Source organism: Amycolatopsis sp. NPDC021455, from assembly GCF_040640995.1.
Taxonomy (GTDB): domain Bacteria; phylum Actinomycetota; class Actinomycetes; order Mycobacteriales; family Pseudonocardiaceae; genus Amycolatopsis.
Map to the genome: position 1 here is coordinate 45,349 of NZ_JBFACT010000024.1, position 15,667 is coordinate 61,015.

Consider the following 15,667-nt stretch of genomic DNA (forward strand, 5'->3'; position numbering starts at 1 on the left):
GTGTGACGCGGTCCTGAGGGGACCACAGCCACGCGTACTGGGGTAACGAGCGGAACGCGCCCGGGATCGTCGCCGGAATGACGGCGATCCCGGGCGCTTCGTCGTGGCCGGCGCGCACCACCGTCGAACCCTGCCCCAGGAGCAGGGTCAACCCTCGATGCCGAGATGGTCGCGCAACGTGGAACCGGTGTACTCGGTCCGGAACGAGCCGCGCTCCTGCAGCAGCGGCACCACCGTGTCGGCGAACTCGTCGAGGCCGCCGGGGGTGACGTGCGGGACGAGGATGAAGCCGTCGCTCGCGTCGGCCTGGACGAGGTCGTCGATGGCCGCCGCCACGGTCGCGGCCGAGCCGATGAACGTCTGCCTGCCGGTGACCTCGATGATCAGGTCGCGGGTGGACAGGTTCTTCGCCTCGGCGAGCTGCCGCCATTCGCGGGCCGTGGCGAGGGGGTCGCGGTACATGCGGACGCTGGCGCGGCCGGGCGCGATCGTCTCGCCGACCACCGGGTCGAAGGACGGCAGCGGCCCGTCCGGGTCGTGCTCGGACAGGTCGGTGTTCCAGACCTGTTCGAGGAACTTGATCGCGGTCTGCGCGCTGACCTGCTGCCGCCGCACGACGTGGGCGCGCTCGTGGGCGTCGGCGTCGGTGTCGCCGAGCACGAACGTCGCCGCGGGCAGGATCACCAGCTGCTCCGGCTTGCGGCCGTACTTCGCCAGCCGGCCTTTCACGTCGGAGTAGAACGCCTGCCCGGCTTCGAGCGTGCCGTAGCGGCTGAAGATCGCGTCGGCGGTGGCCGCGGCGAACTCGCGGCCCTCGTCGGAGTCGCCGGCCTGGATGATCACCGGGCGGCCCTGCGGGCTGCGCGGCACCGGGAACCGGCCCTCGATGTCGAAGTGGGCGTCGTGGTGGGCGAAGGCGCCCGCCGCGGGGTCCCGCAGGAACTCGCCGGTCTCCTGGTCGGCGGCGATCTCGTCGCCGCGCCAGGAGTCGAACAGCTCCCAGGCGGTGCGCAGGAACGTCTCGGCACGCTCGTAGCGCTGGTCCTGCGGCAGGAACCCGCCGCGGCGGAAGTTCTCGCCGGTGAAGGCGTCCCACGACGTGACGACGTTCCACGCGGCGCGCCCGGCCGAGAGGTGGTCGAGCGAGGCGAACTGGCGGGCCACCTCGAACGGCTCGTTGAACGTCGAGTTGATCGTGCCGGCCAGTCCGAGCCGCTCGGTGACCGCGGCCAGCGCGGACAGCACGGTGAAGGTGTCCGGGCGGCCGACGACGTCGAGGTCGTAGATCTGCCCGTTCTGCTCCCGCAGCCGCAGCCCCTCGGCGAGGAAGAAGAAGTCGAACTTCGCGCGCTCGGCGGTCTGCGCGAGCTTCACGAAGGAGCTGAACTCGATGTGGCTGCCGGCTTCGGGGTCGCTCCACACGGTCGTGTTGTTGACGCCGGGGAAGTGCGCCGCGAGGTGGATCTGCTTGCGGGACATTCTCGCGCTCCTCAGACGGCGGCGTAGCGGTTGGCGGGGCGGGCGAGGCCGAGCAGCCCGCGCAGGGTGCTCGCCTCGTACTCGGTGCGGAAGGCGCCGCGGGACCTCAGTTCGGGCACCAGCCCGCGGGTGACGGCGGTCAGGTCGTGCGGGACCGCGCCCGGCCGCAGCCGGAAGCCGGAGAGCCCGGCGGCGTGCCAGTCGAGCAGCAGGTCGGCGAGGCCGGCCGGGGTGCCGGTGAAGACGAGGGCGTCGGAGGTGTATTCCGCGCCCGCCAGGTCGTCGAGCCGGGCCTTGCGGCCGGCGGCGGCCTGTTCGGTCTCGTCGAGGAACACGACGACGTCGCCGAAGACGTGCAGCGTCTCGCCGGAGCGGCCCGCCCGGTCCTGCTCGTCGCGCACCGCCGTGAGGATCGTCGTGGCCTGCTCGCGGTCGAAGGGGGTCACGTAGACGACGTCGGCGGCGCGGGCGGCGAGGCGGTAGGGGATCGCGGCGTGGGCCAGCGCGGTGACCGGGGGCTGGCCCTGCGGCGGGCGCGGGGTGATCGACGGGCCCTTGACCGAGAACCACTGTCCCGCGAAGTCGATGTAGTGCAGCTTGCCGCGGTCGACGAACCGGCCGGTGGCGACGTCGCGGATCTCGGCGTCGTCCTCCCAGCTGTCCCACAGCCGGCGCAGCACCTCGACGTAGTCCGCGGCTTCGTCGAACAGGTCGGCCAGGGGGCTCGGCTTGTCCGGCTCGGCGGCGTCCTCGAGCCGGAACTCGCCGAACTCCCGGCGCCCGAAGTGCCGGTTGTCCTCGGCGCGCCCGGCGACCTGGACGCGGACGCCGGCCCGTCCGGTGCTGACGTAGTCGAGCGTGGCGATGGCCTTGGACAGGTGGAACGGCTCGGTGTGGGTGACCACCGCGGTCGGCACCAGCCCGATGTGGGAGGTCAGCGGGGCGACGCGGGCGGCGGTGAGCACGGCGTCGAGGCGGCCCTGGACGATGCCGGTCCGCTCGCCCGGCCGGTCGAGCGGGTTGACGGTCTGCAGGGCCAGCGAGTCCTCGATGGTGACGAAGTCCAGCTTCCCGGCCTCGGCTTCGCGGACCAGATCGGCCCAGTAGCCGGCGGTGAGGAGCTCGCGGGGCCGTGCACCGGGTTCGCGCCACGCGGCGGGGTGCCAGCCCGCCCCGTCCAGTGCGACAGCGATCCGTGGGCCGGTTCCTGATGCCATCCCGCGTTCCCCTTCTCCTCGGCTGTGTCCGCAGTGTGCGCCGGATTCAGCGCCTCGGGCCGGGATGGCCAACTGCTGGGACAGCGCCGGGTCACGGGAATAAACCTGCCGCGGCCCTGTGGTGTCCGAGACCCGGGACGGCCGACAACGGGACTTCGCGCAGGGCGTCGGCCAGGATCGGGGTAGACGCCGCCCCGGGTGTCGATGCCGAAGATCCGCAGGGGGCGGACGGAAAAGAAGTTCATCTGTGGACGGTCGGCAGGCTGAGGTGTGTTCGCGGGCAAAAGGGGAAGCCGGACCGGACCTGTCCCCGAAGAGGAATCGAGGAACTCGCATGAAGTGGCCGATCGGAGCACTCGCCGTCGCGGGGGTCGCGGTGAGCACGGCGGCGGCGCGGCGGAAGTCCGCGGAGCAGCCGAACCGCTGGCTCGGCGTCACCGTCAACCTGCCCCCGGACGAGGTCGAGCGGGACCCGCGGTTGACGGACGCGTTCGCCGCTCTCGCCGGGGAAGCCGAGACGCGCGTGCGCCCGGCGCCCGGCGGACGCGGGACCGAGCTGGCGGCCCGGCCGCTGGAACCGGCCCCGACCGGCCTGGGCGGTGCCGCGAAACGGCTCGCCGGCCGCGACCCGCGGCAGCCGGTGCGCAGCGCGCTGCGCGACATCAAGTCACTGCTGGAGACGGGCGAGGTGATCCGCCCGGACGCCCCGGCCACCGGGAAGCCGACGCCGGGCGGCGCGCTCGTCCGCCTGGCCACCCGGCGCGCCGGCGGGGAGGGACGGCTGTGAAGGCACTGTGCTGGCAAGGTGTGAACGAACTCTCGGTCGAGCAGGTCCCCGACCCCGAGATCCGCAACGAGCAGGACGTGCTCCTCAAGGTCACCACGAGCACCACCTGCGGCTCGGACCTGCACCTCATCGGCGGGTACATCCCCGCCATGGAGGCCGGGGACGTCCTGGGCCACGAGTTCCTCGGCGAGGTCGTCGAGGTCGGCTCCCAGGTGCGCAAGCACAAGGTGGGCGACCGCGTGGTGGTCTGCTCGTTCATCGGCTGCGGCCGGTGCTGGTACTGCGCGCACGACCTGTGGGCGCTGTGCGATAACAGCAACACCAACCCGGGCATCGGCTCGGCGCTGTTCGGCTACGAACCCGGCGGCATCTTCGGCTACTCGCACGCCATGGGCGGATTCCGCGGCAGCCACGCGGAATACGTGCGCGTGCCCTTCGCCGACTACGGCGCCTTCCCGGTGCCCGAAGGCCTCGACGACGACAGCGCGTTGTTCGCGTCCGACTCGGTGCCGACGGGCTGGATGGGCGCCGACCTCGGTGGTGTCCAGCCGGGCGACACGGTGGCCGTGTGGGGCTGTGGCGCGGTCGGGCAGATGGCGGCCAAGGCGGCCATGCTGCTCGGCGCCGAACGGGTGTTCTCCATCGACCGCTACCCCTACCGGCTGCGGATGACCGAACAGCACATCGGCTCGGAGACGATCGACTACTCGAGCACCGACGTCGGCGCCGAGCTGCGGGAACGCACCGGCGGCCGCGGCCCGGACGTCTGCATCGAGGCCGTCGGCATGGAGGCCCACAGCGCCGGCGCGCACCACCTCTACGACCAGGTCAAGCAGCAGCTGCGGCTGGAAACCGACCGGCCGGACGCGGTCCGGGAAGCGATCTACGCGTGCCGCAAGGGCGGCACCGTGTTCGTCCTCGGCGTGTTCGCCGGCGTCGTCGACAAGTTCCCGCTCGGCGCGGTCGTCAACAAGGGCCTCACCGTGCGTGGCTCGCAGCAGCACGGCCAGCGTTACGTGCCGATGCTGCTCGACCGGATGGCCCGCGGCGAGCTGCCGGTCGCCCACCTGGCCACCCACCGCCTGCCGCTGGACGACGGCCCGCGCGCGTACGACCTGTTCAAGCACAAGAAGGACGACTGCCTGCGGGCGGTCCTGCACCCCTGACCCGGGGCCGTCCGGGAAACCCCATCGGGGCACTTGTGCGCGGGGCAGGGGAGGACGAAGCTGCAGAGCGGTCGATCACGGAGGTGCGGGATGGGGTCCTGGACGGTTCTGCGAAGCGCCGTAGCCGCCGCGGCGTTGCCGGCTCTGCTGGCGAGCGCCGGGACGGCCGTCGCGTCCCCCGACCACGGTGCCCGTGGCCGGGGGATCGACCACATCGTGGTGATCTACGAGGAGAACCACAGCTTCGACAACCTCTTCGGCGGCTGGGAAGGCGTCGACGGCCTCCGGCGGGCCCGGCCGCAGACCCAGGTGGCGGCGGACGGCCAGGCGCTGCCGTGCCTGCCGCAGAACGACGTCAACCTCACGTCGCCGCCGCTGCCGGTCACCTGCAGCGGGACGATCGGGACGACGCCGGTCAGCTCGGCGTTCACCAACCGTCCCTTCGAGATCGACCGCTACATCGGACCGGCCGACACGACGTGCCCGGCACCGGGGGTGTTCCAGCCCAACGGCGTGCCCAAGGGGCAGGGGCTGCCCGGCGGCTGCACCCGCGACCTCGTCCACCGCTTCTACAACGAGCAGTACCAGATCCACGGCGGCGCGATGGACCGCTACGTCGCGGGCAGCGACGCCGTCGGGCTGACCATGGGCCACTACGACACCCGTGGCCTGCCGATCTACGAGTACCTGCACGGCCGCAACGCACCGGACTACGTCGTCGCCGACCGCTTCTTCCAGGGCGCGTTCGGCGGGTCGTTCCTCAACCACCAGTGGCTGATCACCCCGAACACGCCGGTCTGGCCCGGGGCGGTCCGCGACGGCGGTGCCGACGACCTGCACTCGGTCGTGGGGCCGGACGGCTTCCCCGCGGGCACGCCGCTGCACCCCGCGACCCCCGGCACGGCCGACCGGGCGCTGACCCAGGCCGCGAACGCCGACGGCAGCTGCGTCGTCCCCGCGAACGTGGGGGCGCCGCCGGCCGGGACGGCGTGCGGCGACTACGCGATCAACACCATCCAGCCGCCCTACCAGCCGTACCAGCCGGGCACCGCGGTGTCGCGGCGGCTGCCGCCGCAGACCACGCCGACCATCGGCGACCGCCTGTCGGCCGCGAACGTGGACTGGGCCTGGTATTCCGGCGGCTGGGACAACGCCAACGGCAACGTCGGCGGCCCCGGCTGGACCAACGGCACCACCCCGGGAACCTGCGCCAGCCCGCGCACCGCGGCCGGCGCGGTCTACCCGAACTGCCCCGACGCCACCTTCCAGTACCACCACCAGCCGTTCAACTACTACGCCAGCCTGGCGCCGGGCACCGCGGCCCGCGCCGCCCACCTGCGGGACGAGGTCGAGTTCGTCAGCGCCGCCAAGGCGGGACGCCTCAAGCCGGTGAGCTTCGTCAAGCCGGTCGGCGAGGAGAACGAGCACCCCGGCTACGCCAGCGAGGACGCCGGCAGCCGCCACCTCGTCGACCTGATCAAGGCCGTGGAGAACGGCCCGGACGCCGCGCACACGCTGATCGTGGTCACCTACGACGAGTTCGGCGGCCAGTGGGACCACGTGGCACCGCCGGCCGGACGGCACGCCGTCGCGGACCGGTGGGGGCCGGGCACCCGCATCCCCGCCCTGCTGATCTCGCCGCAGCTGCGCCGGCCGTTCGGCGTGGACCACACCTCCCACGACACGACGTCGATCATGGCCACCATCGAGCACCGCTTCCGCCTGGCCCCCTTGGGCACCCGCGACGCCCGGGTGGCCGACTTGCTCGCCTTCTGCCGTTGACCGGGGCCCGCTGTGCCGCGGGCTGCGATGTCTTGAACGAGTCGTTCAGGACGTGGGAGGTCCTGAACGACTCGTTCAAGACATGAGCCGAGCCGCTTACTGAGCCGTTCCACGAACCGGACGGGGAAAGCAAGTATCGTTCCGCATCCTGGGATGGTGGATCGATCACCGCACTGACTGCTTAAGGTCCCTGATCGTCACTCGATCGGCTGAACCTTGAAGGTGCTGTGTCCGTCCCCGCTCCGCCGCCGCTCGCGGCGCGCTCCCTGCCCGCCGCGGTCTGGCGCGCCGTCCGCTCCGGGCGGTGGACGTCCGTCTGCGCGGTGCTGATCGTCGTCATCGTGCTGCTCGCCGCCGGGGCCGACCTGTTCGTCCTCGCCGAGGGTCGGAGCCTCGTCCCGGACATCACCACGCTCGGCCCGACCGGGCTGCCCGCCGGGGCGCTGGGCGGGGTGAGCGGCGCCCACTGGTTCGGTGTCGAGCCGCTGACCGGCGTGGACCTCTTCGCGCTCGTCGCCCACGGCGCGCGGACGTCGCTGCTCGTCGGGCTCGGCGCCACCGTGCTGGGCACCGCGCTCGGCGTCGTGGCCGGGGTCAGCGCGGGCTACCTCGGCGGCTGGTGGGACCGCCTGGTGACCTGGACCGCCGACGTCATCCTCGGCTTCCCGTACCTGATCTTCATGATCGCGCTCGGCGCGGTCCTGCCGGTCGACTTCCCGCGCCAGATCACGCTGATCGTCGTCCTCGGGCTCTTCGGCTGGCCGCGCGTGGCCCGGATCGTCCGGGCGCAGGCCCTCACGCTCGCCAAACGCGACTTCGTGGCCGCCGCCCGGGTCATCGGCGGCGGCCCGTGGCACGTGCTCACCAAGGAACTGCTGCCCAACCTGTGGGCGCCGATCATCGTCGTCGCCAGCCTGGCCGTCCCGTCGATGATCGGCAGCGAGGCCGCGCTGTCATTCCTCGGCGTTGGCGTCCTGCCCCCGACGCCCAGCTGGGGCCGCACCATCAGCACCGCCATCGACTTCTTCGAGACCGACCCGATGTACCTGGTCTTCCCCGGGCTCCTGCTGTTCGGGGTCACCCTGGCGTTCAACGTCGTCGGTGACGCGATCCGCGACGCGCTCGACCCGCGTTCCGGAGGTGCGGCCTGATGCGCACCGCGCGGTTCGTCGCCTCCCGCTTCGCCGGGATGCTCCTGGTCCTGCTCGTCGTCGCCTTCGTGACGTTCGTGGTGTTCTACGTCCTGCCCGCCGACCCGGCCCGGATGGCCTGCGGCCGGCCGTGCTCGCCGGAGGGGCTGCGGCTCGCGCGGGAGTTCATGGGCTACGACGTCCCGTGGTACCGGCAGTTCCTGGACTTCCTCGGCGGGATCGCCGGCGGCCGCACGTTCGGCGCCGGCACCGCGGCGATCCACTGCGCCGCCCCCTGCTTCGGCTACGACTTCCAGAACAACGTCGACGTGCTCAGCGAGATCGGCGGCCGGATCGAGGTCAGCTTCTCCGTCGCGCTGGGCGCGGCCGCGATCTGGATCGTCCTGGGCGTCGGCCTCGGCGTGCTGTCGGCGCTGCGCCGCGGGACCGCCGTCGACCGGATCACGATGGCCGCCGCGATGGCCGGCGTGTCGATGCCCGCCTACCTGGCCGGGATGATCGGCATCACGATCTTCGCCTTCGCCCTGGACGTCGTGCCCAAGTCCGGGTACGTGCCGCTGACCGAGAATCCCGCCCAGTGGGCGTGGCACCTCGTGCTGCCGTGGTTCGTCCTGGCCTTCCTGCACGCCGCCATCTACGCGCGGCTCACCCGCGGGCAGATGCTGGAAACCCTCGGCGAGGACTACATCCGCACCGCGCGGGCCAAGGGCCTCACCGAACGGAAAGTCGTCGGACGGCACGCGCTGCGCAACGTCCTGCTGCCGGTGGTCACGGTGTTCGGCGTCGACCTTGGCGCGTTGCTGGCGGGGACCGTGATCACCGAGCGGATCTTCGGCATGGCCGGCGTCGGGCGGCTGCTCGTCGACGCCATCGCCTCGCTCAACCTGCCGGTGCTGCTGGGCGTGACGCTGTTCTCGGCCCTGCTCGTCACGGTCCTGAACTTCCTGGTCGATCTCTGCTACGGCGCGCTCGATCCGCGAGCCCGCCTTGTCTGAAAGGGGCACGATGAAACTCAGGTTCGCGGCGGGGGTGACGGCGGCCGTCCTGCTGCTGACGGCGTGCGGCGCCAACGACACACCGGCCTCCCAGGGCGGCACCGTCAAGCCGGGCGGCACCCTCGTCCTGCTCAACGACGCGCCTTCGATCACGTGGGACCCGGCGAAGAGCTCGAACCTGGTCGTCACCACGCTCGGGCTGATCCACCGGCGGCTGACGTCGTGGGACGTCGCGCCGGGCAAGGACACCACGATCGTGCCCGACCTGGCCACCGACACCGGACGGCCCAGCGACGGCGGCAAGACGTGGACGTTCACCCTCAAGGACGGCCTCAAGTACGCCGACGGCACGCCGATCAAGAGCGACGACGTCAAGTGGGGCCTCGAGCGCTCGTTCGCGCCCGCCTTCTCCGGCGGCCTGGCCTACCACAAGGACCTGCTCTCGCCGGGCCTGGCGTACAAGGGCCCGTTCGACGGCGGCAAGGAGCTCGACTCCATCCAGACGCCGGACCCCAAGACCATCGTCTTCCACCTCGCGCGGCCGTACGGCGACTTCAACTGGGTCGCCAGCACCCCGGCGTTTTCGCCGGTGCCGAAGGGCAAGGGCGCCGAGGCGAACTACGGTGACCACCCGGTCGCCTCGGGCCCGTACCAGCTGGCGAGCTACGAGCGCGGCAAGTCGGCGAAGCTGACGCGCAACCCGAACTGGAGCCGCGACGAGGACAAGACGCGGCTGGCCAACCCGGACACCATCGAGTTCCAGCTCGGCCAGGACACCAGCGTCATCTCCAAGCGCCTGATCGACGACACCGGCACCGACCGGAACGCCTTCGGCATGTCGTTCGCCTCGCCCGCCCAGCTGGCCCAGATCCAGGGCAACGCCTCGGCGAAGTCCCGGCTGGTGACGTCGGAATCCGGGGCGCTGGCCTACCTTTCCCTCAACACCCAGCGCGGGAACTTGACGAACCCGAAGGTGCGCCAGGCTTTCCAGTACGCCGTCGACAAGGCCGCGTACCAGGTGGCCAGCGCGGGCAGCGCCCAGCTGGCCGGTGACGTCGCCACGACGCTGATCACGCCGGGCCTGCAGGGCCGCGAGCAGTACGACCTGTACCCGGCGCCGCCGTCCGGCGACCCGGCGAAGGCCAAGCAGCTGCTGGCTGAGGCGGGCTTCCCGAACGGTCTCGACGGCCTGGTCCTGGCGACCCACAACGAGAACGGCTACCCGGAGAAGGCGGCGGCGATCCAGGCGTCGCTGGCCCGGGCGAACATCAAGGTCACGATCAAGCCGCTCGACGACGACACGTATACGTCCGAAGTGGACACCAAGGGGCTGTCGGACTTCGACCTCACGCTGACCTCGTGGCAGCCGGACATCCCGTCGGCCAACGCGAACATCCAGCCGCTGTTCCAGTCGACCGAGATCGGCAACGGCGGCTACAACGAGTCCCGGTACAACAACCCCGAGGTCGACAAGCTGATCGCCGAAGCGCAGGCCACCGTCGACCCGGCCGAGGCCGGGAAGAAGTGGGCGGCACTGGACAAGAAGATCCTCGCCGACTCACCCGTCGTGCCGCTGATCTACACCCGCAACTCGTTCCTGCACGGGTCGCAGGTCGGTGACGTCCGGATCGGGCGCTTCCCGGCCTACGTCGACTACCGCAAGTTCGGGATCGTCCAGTGAGCGGAGCCGGGCTCCTGCGGCTGCACGACGTCGCGGTCTCGTTCGGGGACGTCGAAGCCGTCCGCGGGGTCGGCTACGACGTCGGCGCGGGCGAAGTCGTCGCGGTGGTCGGGGAGTCCGGCTCCGGCAAGACGGTCACCGCGATGTCCCTGCTCGGCCTGCTCCCGCCCACGGCCCGCGTGACGGGCCGCGCTGAGCTGGCCGGGCGGGACCTCTACGCGATGACCCCGGACGAGCTGCGGGCGGTCCGCGGCGGCGACGTCGGGATGGTGTTCCAGGAGCCGATGAGCGCGCTGAACCCGGTGTTCACCATTGGTGACCAGCTCGCCGAGGCCATCCGGGCGCACCGGGACGTGACCGCCGCGGTCGCTCGCGAGCGGGCGGTCGATCTGCTCGGCCTGGTCGGGCTGCCGAACCCGCGCGAGCGGCTGCGGTCCTACCCGCACGAGCTGTCCGGCGGGCAGCTGCAGCGCGTCGTGATCGCGATGGCGGTGGCGAACGAGCCGAAGCTGCTGATCGCCGACGAGCCGACCACCGCACTGGACGTCACCGTGCAGGCGGAGATCCTCGAGCTGCTGCGGGATCTCCGGGAACGCCTCGGCACGGCGATCCTGCTGATCACGCACGACATGGGCGTGGTCGCCGACCTCGCCGACCGGGTCGTCGTGATGCACGACGGTCGCGTGGTCGAGCAGGGTCCCGTCGGGGCGATCTTCACCGCGCCGGCCGAGGACTACACGCGCCAGCTGCTCGGCTCGGTCGTCTCGCTCAGCAGCGCGGCCACGACCGGGCTCGAACGCGCGGTGGCCGCCGAAGTTTCGGTGGGGCCGGGCCACGTCGCCGCGGCGGAACACCCGGCGACGGCGTCGGTCCCCGACGTCCCGGCCGTGGCGCCGCTGCTGCGGGTGGAGAACCTGTCGGTGACCTACCGCGGCCGGTTCCGCGCGATGATCGTCCACGCCGCTTCGCGGGTGAGCCTGCACGTCGAACCGGGCGAGGTCCTCGGTCTGGTCGGGGAGTCCGGCTCGGGCAAGAGCACGGTGGCCCGCGCGGTCACCGGGCTGCTCGCGCCGACGACAGGGTCTGTCCACATCGGAGACACCGACATCGGCCGGGCACGCGGGCGGGCCGCGAAGGCGCTGCGGCGGCGGATCGGCGTGGTGTTCCAGGACCCGCTGTCGTCGCTGAACCCGCGGACGACGGTGGGGGAGAGCGTCGCGACGCCGTTGCGGCTGCATCGTGCGGCGGCGAAGTCCGAAGTGGACGGAAGGGTTGCGGAACTGCTTTCCGCGGTGCAGCTTTCCCCGGCACTGGCCGCGCGCTACCCGCACGAGCTGTCGGGCGGCCAGCGGCAGCGGGCCTGCATCGCGCGGGCCCTGGCGCTGCGCCCGGACCTGCTGGTGGCCGACGAGCCGACGAGCGCGCTCGACGTCACCATCCAGGCCCGGATCCTCGACCTGCTCCGCGACCTGCGGCACGAGTTCGGGTTCGCCTGCCTGTTCATCAGCCACGACCTCGCGGTGATCGAGCAGCTCGCCGACCGGGTCGCGGTGATGCACCGCGGGCACGTCGTCGAGCAGGGCCCGGCCAAGGAGGTCCTGACGGCACCGGCACACCCGTACACGCGGCGTTTGCTGTCGGCGGCGCCGGTCGCCGATCCGGAAGCCCAGCGCCGGCGCCGCGAAGCCTGGCGGCAGTTGCGCTGAGCCCTGCTCGTGGGATCCGGCGTCACGCCGATCACCCGAGTTCCCGGGAACCGATCACGCTCGCGAGCCGACCTTTCCTCAGACGACCCGAACCGGGCGTCGCGGAGGCGAAGGGAGCTCGATGTCGATCGACCAGAGCGACGAGCGCACGGCCGGGCCGGTCGCGGAGCTGAGGCTCACGTGGGCGGCCGTCCGGCCGTTGCTGTTGCGGCTGCACTTCTACGCCGGGGTGTTCGTCGGCCCGTTCCTGCTGGTCGCCGCGGTGACCGGGCTGGCCTACATCTGGACTCCGCAGGTGGAGCGGGCCGGCTACGACCACGAGCTGCACGTGCCGGCCGCGCCCGGGGTCGCGCCGCTGGCGCAGCAGGCCGCCGTGGCGAAGGCCGCGGTGCCGGACGGGACCGTGACCGGCATCCGGCCCGGGCCCACGCCCACCGACTCCACGCAGGTGATCTTCACCAGGCCGGGGCTCGAGCCGAGCTACCACCACACGGTGTTCGTCGATCCGCACACCGGTGAGATCCGCGGGCAGCTGGAGACCTACGGTTCCGGGCAGGCGTTGCCATTGCGTGCCTGGCTCGACGGGTTGCACGCCAATCTGCAGCTGGGTGATTTCGGCCGCTGGTACAGCGAACTCGCGGCGAGCTGGCTGTGGGTGGTCGTGCTGGCCGGGATCGCGCTGTGGGCGGGGAGCCGGAAGCGGAAGAAGTCGCGGAGCGCGCGCGGACGGCTGTTGTCGTGGCACCGCCTGACCGGCTTGGCGATCGCGGCCGGGATGGTGTTCCTGTCGGCCACGGGGTTGACGTGGTCCGAGCACGCGGGCGACAACATCAGTGAGCTGCGTGCGCAGCTGGACTGGACGACGCCGTCGGTGTCGACCGCGCTGCCCGCCGCCGCGCCTGCCGGGGCTGACGTCGGTGTCGACGCCGTGCGCGCGGCGACTTCGCAGGCCGGGCTGGCGGATCCGGTGGAGATCCGGCCGCCGTCGGCGCCGGGCAAGGCGTATGTGGTGGCGCAGGTGGGCCGGTCCTGGCCGACGCAGGCGGACTCGATGGCCGTGGACCCGGCGACCGGCCGGATCACCGACACGCTGCGGTTCGCCGACTATTCGCCGGCGGCCAAGCTGTCCCGGTGGGGGATCGACGCCCACATGGGCTTGCTGTTCGGCGTGGTGAACCAGATCGTGCTCACGGCCTTGGCGGCCGGGTTGATCGCGGTGATCATGTGGGGGTACCGGATGTGGTGGCTGCGCCGCCCGACCAGGAGTGACGCGCGGGTCGGGCGTCCGCCGGGGCGTGGGGCGTGGCGGCGGATTCCGGGGCGGGTGCTGGCGCCGTTCCTGGTGGTGACGGCCGTGGTGGGCTACTACCTGCCGGTGTTCGGGTTGTCGCTGCTGGCTTTCCTGGTCGTGGACCTGATCGGGGCGGCCCGTCGTCAGGGGGTGAAGGCGTGATCGAGGCGAATGGGTTGCGCTGGATCTTGACGGCGGTGTTCGTGGCGGCGGGGGCGTTCTGCCTGTATCGCTGTGTCCGGCGGGGTTCGATGGCGAGCCGGGTCGGTGACGTGCTGCACACGGCGATGTGCGTGGCGATGGTCGCGATGGTGTGGCCGGCCACGATGGGCGTGGCCGGTTTGCCGCAGGTGGTGCTGTTCGGGTTCGCGGCGGCGTGGTTCGCCGTGGCCGCGGTGCGCGGCGCCCAGGAGAGCCGGTGGCATCCGGTCTACCACGCGGTGATGATGCTGGCGATGGTGTGGATGGTGTTCGCGATGCCCCGCGCGATGGTCGGCAGCGGAGCGGCGACGACGATGGACATGCCGGGGATGGAGGGCATGGCCATGGCGCTCCCGTCGGCCGGTGGGGGAGTGCCGGGGGACGTGGTGATCGTCGCGCTGACGCTGGCGGCGGGGTTCTGCGCAGCGGGGACGGCGTTCCTGGCCCGGGTCATCGACACGGCCCGAGTGGCGCCGTCGGTACGCACCGCCGGCTGGGGTGCCGACGCCTTGATGGGACTGGGGACCTCGGTGATGCTGCTGGCGATGCTGTGAGTCTCGGGCCGGGGGCAGGGTTCCGGCAAAGCCGAAGCGCCCGTGAACGGCACGCTGACGGCCTGACCCGCGCGGCCCCGCCCAGACCCCCCGCAACCCCGATGCGAAGCCAGAACACGGACGGTAGTGCCGGGTCAAGGCACGCTTTCCCGCCTTGACGCGGTGCTACCGGCCGTAGTCACAATGGCGGCTTCGGGGTGGTGGGCCCCTGGGGAGTGCGGACTCAGGCCGCCCGGTGCCGGCTGGCGGGCCGCCGCGGGAACCGGTGGCGGATCGCCGCCGGTGGGGCAGGCTGGCCCTGCTCGGGGAGCTGGAGGTCGTCGTCTCCCGTGCCGAGCGCGTCCGCCGTCGACGGCGCCGGCGCCGGACGGCGGCGGTGCTCGCGGTGGACCACGAACATCAGCACCAAGCCGATGACCAGGAAGACGTGGGTGAGCAGGCGTCCGGCGCCGACCTGGCCGCCGGACACGTCCGCCACCGACACCACCCCGAGCACCAGGGCGAACCCGCCGAAGAGCGGCAGCTGGGCTCCGGCCGCCCGCGGGTGCAGCGCCGCCCACAGGAGCCCGATGCCCAGCGCGAGGTTCCAGGCCGCGCTTTCGTTGCTCAGGTGGATGACGCTCAGCCCGCCGCCGTGGCCGGCGTGCTCCGCGCCCGGCTCGAGGAACTCCGCGAAGGCCAGCCCGGACTGCACCAGCCCGACGATCGCCAGCGCGATCCGGGCTGCCCACTTCTCCCGCACCGGGGAGGGTGCCGTGGCGAGGATCGCGGCCGTCAGGTCGGGCACCGCCGGCGCCTGGCGCACCATCGACCGGCGCAGCCGCGCGGCCTCCTCCTGCCAGGCACGGCAGGCGCCGCACTCACGCAGGTGGCGGTCCACCTCGGCTTCGGGCAGCGGGCCCTCCTCGCCGTCGAGTGCGGCGGAGAGCGATTCCCGGAAAAGTGCGCAGTCCACGATGAGATAGTCGCTCATCCGCGGTCACCGGTTCCCGGCGATCTCCCCGCGCGATCCAGGTCAGCCGACACCGCTGCGCCGCCCCGGCTTCTCGGCCATCGCGCCCAGGAGGTCCTCGCGAGCCCGCGCGACCCGCGAGCGGATCGTCCCCACCGGGCACCCGCACACCTCGGCGGCGTCCGCGTACGACAGCCCGAGCGTCTGGGTGAGCACGAACGCGTCACGCCGCTCCGGGTCCAGCGCCCGGACCAGGTGGTCGAGCACCACCTGCTCCTCCAGCAGCGACCGCGACGCCGGTTCGTCGCGCACGGACAGCGTCTGCCAGTCGGCCGCCGACGCGGGGCGGGGCCGGCAGCGGGCGGCGCGGATCTGGTCGGCCACCGTACGGCGGGCGATCGACAGCAACCAGGTCCGCGCGGACGACTCGCCCTTGAAGCGGCTCAGGGACCCGAGGGCCCGCAGGTACGTCTCCTGGACGAGGTCGTCCGCGGCCTGCGGGTCGCTCAGGCTCGCCACGAACCGCCAGACGTGCGGCTGGGTGGCCCGCACGAACCGCTCCAGGGCGGCTTGGTCGCCGCGGCCGGCGAGCTTCGCCCAGCGCGTGATTTCGTCGTCGTCCGCACGTAGTGGCCTCACACCGGCAAATACGGACCCCGGCCCGGATCGGTTGAAGATGATCTTCGCCGAACCCCGCGGGAACCA

Annotated in this window: 13 protein-coding genes; 9 read left to right on the top strand and 4 right to left on the bottom strand. The window is 72.2% G+C overall.

The annotated features are described in order from the left end of the window. Positions 1 to 147 precede the first annotated feature (147 nt). Positions 148 to 1,479, bottom strand: coding sequence for an NtaA/DmoA family FMN-dependent monooxygenase (locus tag AB0G28_RS25365; protein ID WP_361093658.1), 1,332 nt, complete (start codon positions 1,477 to 1,479; stop codon positions 148 to 150). Between the two features lie 11 nt (positions 1,480 to 1,490). Further along, positions 1,491 to 2,696, bottom strand: a complete 1,206-nt coding sequence (locus tag AB0G28_RS25370; protein WP_361093661.1) for an LLM class flavin-dependent oxidoreductase — start codon at positions 2,694 to 2,696, stop codon at positions 1,491 to 1,493. Between the two features lie 334 nt (positions 2,697 to 3,030). Here AB0G28_RS25370 and AB0G28_RS25375 point away from each other — a divergent pair, with 334 nt between their 5' ends. From AB0G28_RS25375 to AB0G28_RS25415, 9 genes are all read left to right on the top strand, one after another. Next, the gene (locus AB0G28_RS25375) at positions 3,031 to 3,483 is read left to right on the top strand and encodes a hypothetical protein (protein WP_361093664.1); all 453 of its coding nucleotides are present in this window, start codon (positions 3,031 to 3,033) and stop codon (positions 3,481 to 3,483) included. Positions 3,484 to 3,503: 20 nt separating this feature from the next. Then, positions 3,504 to 4,649, top strand: coding sequence for a zinc-dependent alcohol dehydrogenase (locus AB0G28_RS25380; RefSeq protein ID WP_361093667.1), 1,146 nt, complete (start codon positions 3,504 to 3,506; stop codon positions 4,647 to 4,649). A gap of 90 nt (positions 4,650 to 4,739) precedes the next feature. Further along, the gene (acpA, locus tag AB0G28_RS25385; protein ID WP_361093670.1) at positions 4,740 to 6,431 is read left to right on the top strand and encodes an acid phosphatase; all 1,692 of its coding nucleotides are present in this window, start codon (positions 4,740 to 4,742) and stop codon (positions 6,429 to 6,431) included. 227 nt (positions 6,432 to 6,658) lie between these two features. Beyond that, positions 6,659 to 7,582 (top strand): ABC transporter permease, encoded by a 924-nt coding sequence (locus AB0G28_RS25390; protein ID WP_361093673.1) that lies wholly within the window; start codon positions 6,659 to 6,661, stop codon positions 7,580 to 7,582. Continuing rightward, positions 7,582 to 8,577: an ABC transporter permease gene (locus AB0G28_RS25395; protein ID WP_361093676.1), complete on the top strand. Its 996-nt coding sequence runs from the start codon at positions 7,582 to 7,584 to the stop codon at positions 8,575 to 8,577. The genes AB0G28_RS25390 and AB0G28_RS25395 overlap by 1 nt, the downstream gene beginning before the upstream one ends. A 10-nt stretch (positions 8,578 to 8,587) precedes the next feature. Then, complete coding sequence (locus AB0G28_RS25400) at positions 8,588 to 10,258, top strand: ABC transporter substrate-binding protein (RefSeq protein ID WP_361093679.1); 1,671 nt, start codon at positions 8,588 to 8,590, stop codon at positions 10,256 to 10,258. Then, complete coding sequence (locus AB0G28_RS25405; protein WP_361093682.1) at positions 10,255 to 11,964, top strand: ABC transporter ATP-binding protein; 1,710 nt, start codon at positions 10,255 to 10,257, stop codon at positions 11,962 to 11,964. Before AB0G28_RS25400 ends, AB0G28_RS25405 begins: the two co-directional genes overlap by 4 nt. Positions 11,965 to 12,085: 121 nt before the next feature. Next, positions 12,086 to 13,417, top strand: a complete 1,332-nt coding sequence (locus AB0G28_RS25410) for a PepSY-associated TM helix domain-containing protein (protein ID WP_361093685.1) — start codon at positions 12,086 to 12,088, stop codon at positions 13,415 to 13,417. Then, on the top strand, positions 13,414 to 14,010 hold the full coding sequence (locus AB0G28_RS25415; protein WP_361093688.1) for a DUF5134 domain-containing protein: 597 nt from the start codon (positions 13,414 to 13,416) through the stop codon (positions 14,008 to 14,010). Before AB0G28_RS25410 ends, AB0G28_RS25415 begins: the two co-directional genes overlap by 4 nt. 223 nt (positions 14,011 to 14,233) lie before the next feature. On the opposite strand, the gene AB0G28_RS25420 is transcribed toward AB0G28_RS25415, so the two are convergent. Both AB0G28_RS25420 and AB0G28_RS25425 read right to left on the bottom strand, forming a co-directional pair. Beyond that, positions 14,234 to 14,983, bottom strand: coding sequence for a zf-HC2 domain-containing protein (locus tag AB0G28_RS25420; protein WP_361093691.1), 750 nt, complete (start codon positions 14,981 to 14,983; stop codon positions 14,234 to 14,236). Positions 14,984 to 15,025: 42 nt separating this feature from the next. After that, the gene (locus AB0G28_RS25425) at positions 15,026 to 15,601 is read right to left on the bottom strand and encodes a sigma-70 family RNA polymerase sigma factor (protein ID WP_361093693.1); all 576 of its coding nucleotides are present in this window, start codon (positions 15,599 to 15,601) and stop codon (positions 15,026 to 15,028) included. Positions 15,602 to 15,667: the final 66 nt, after the last annotated feature.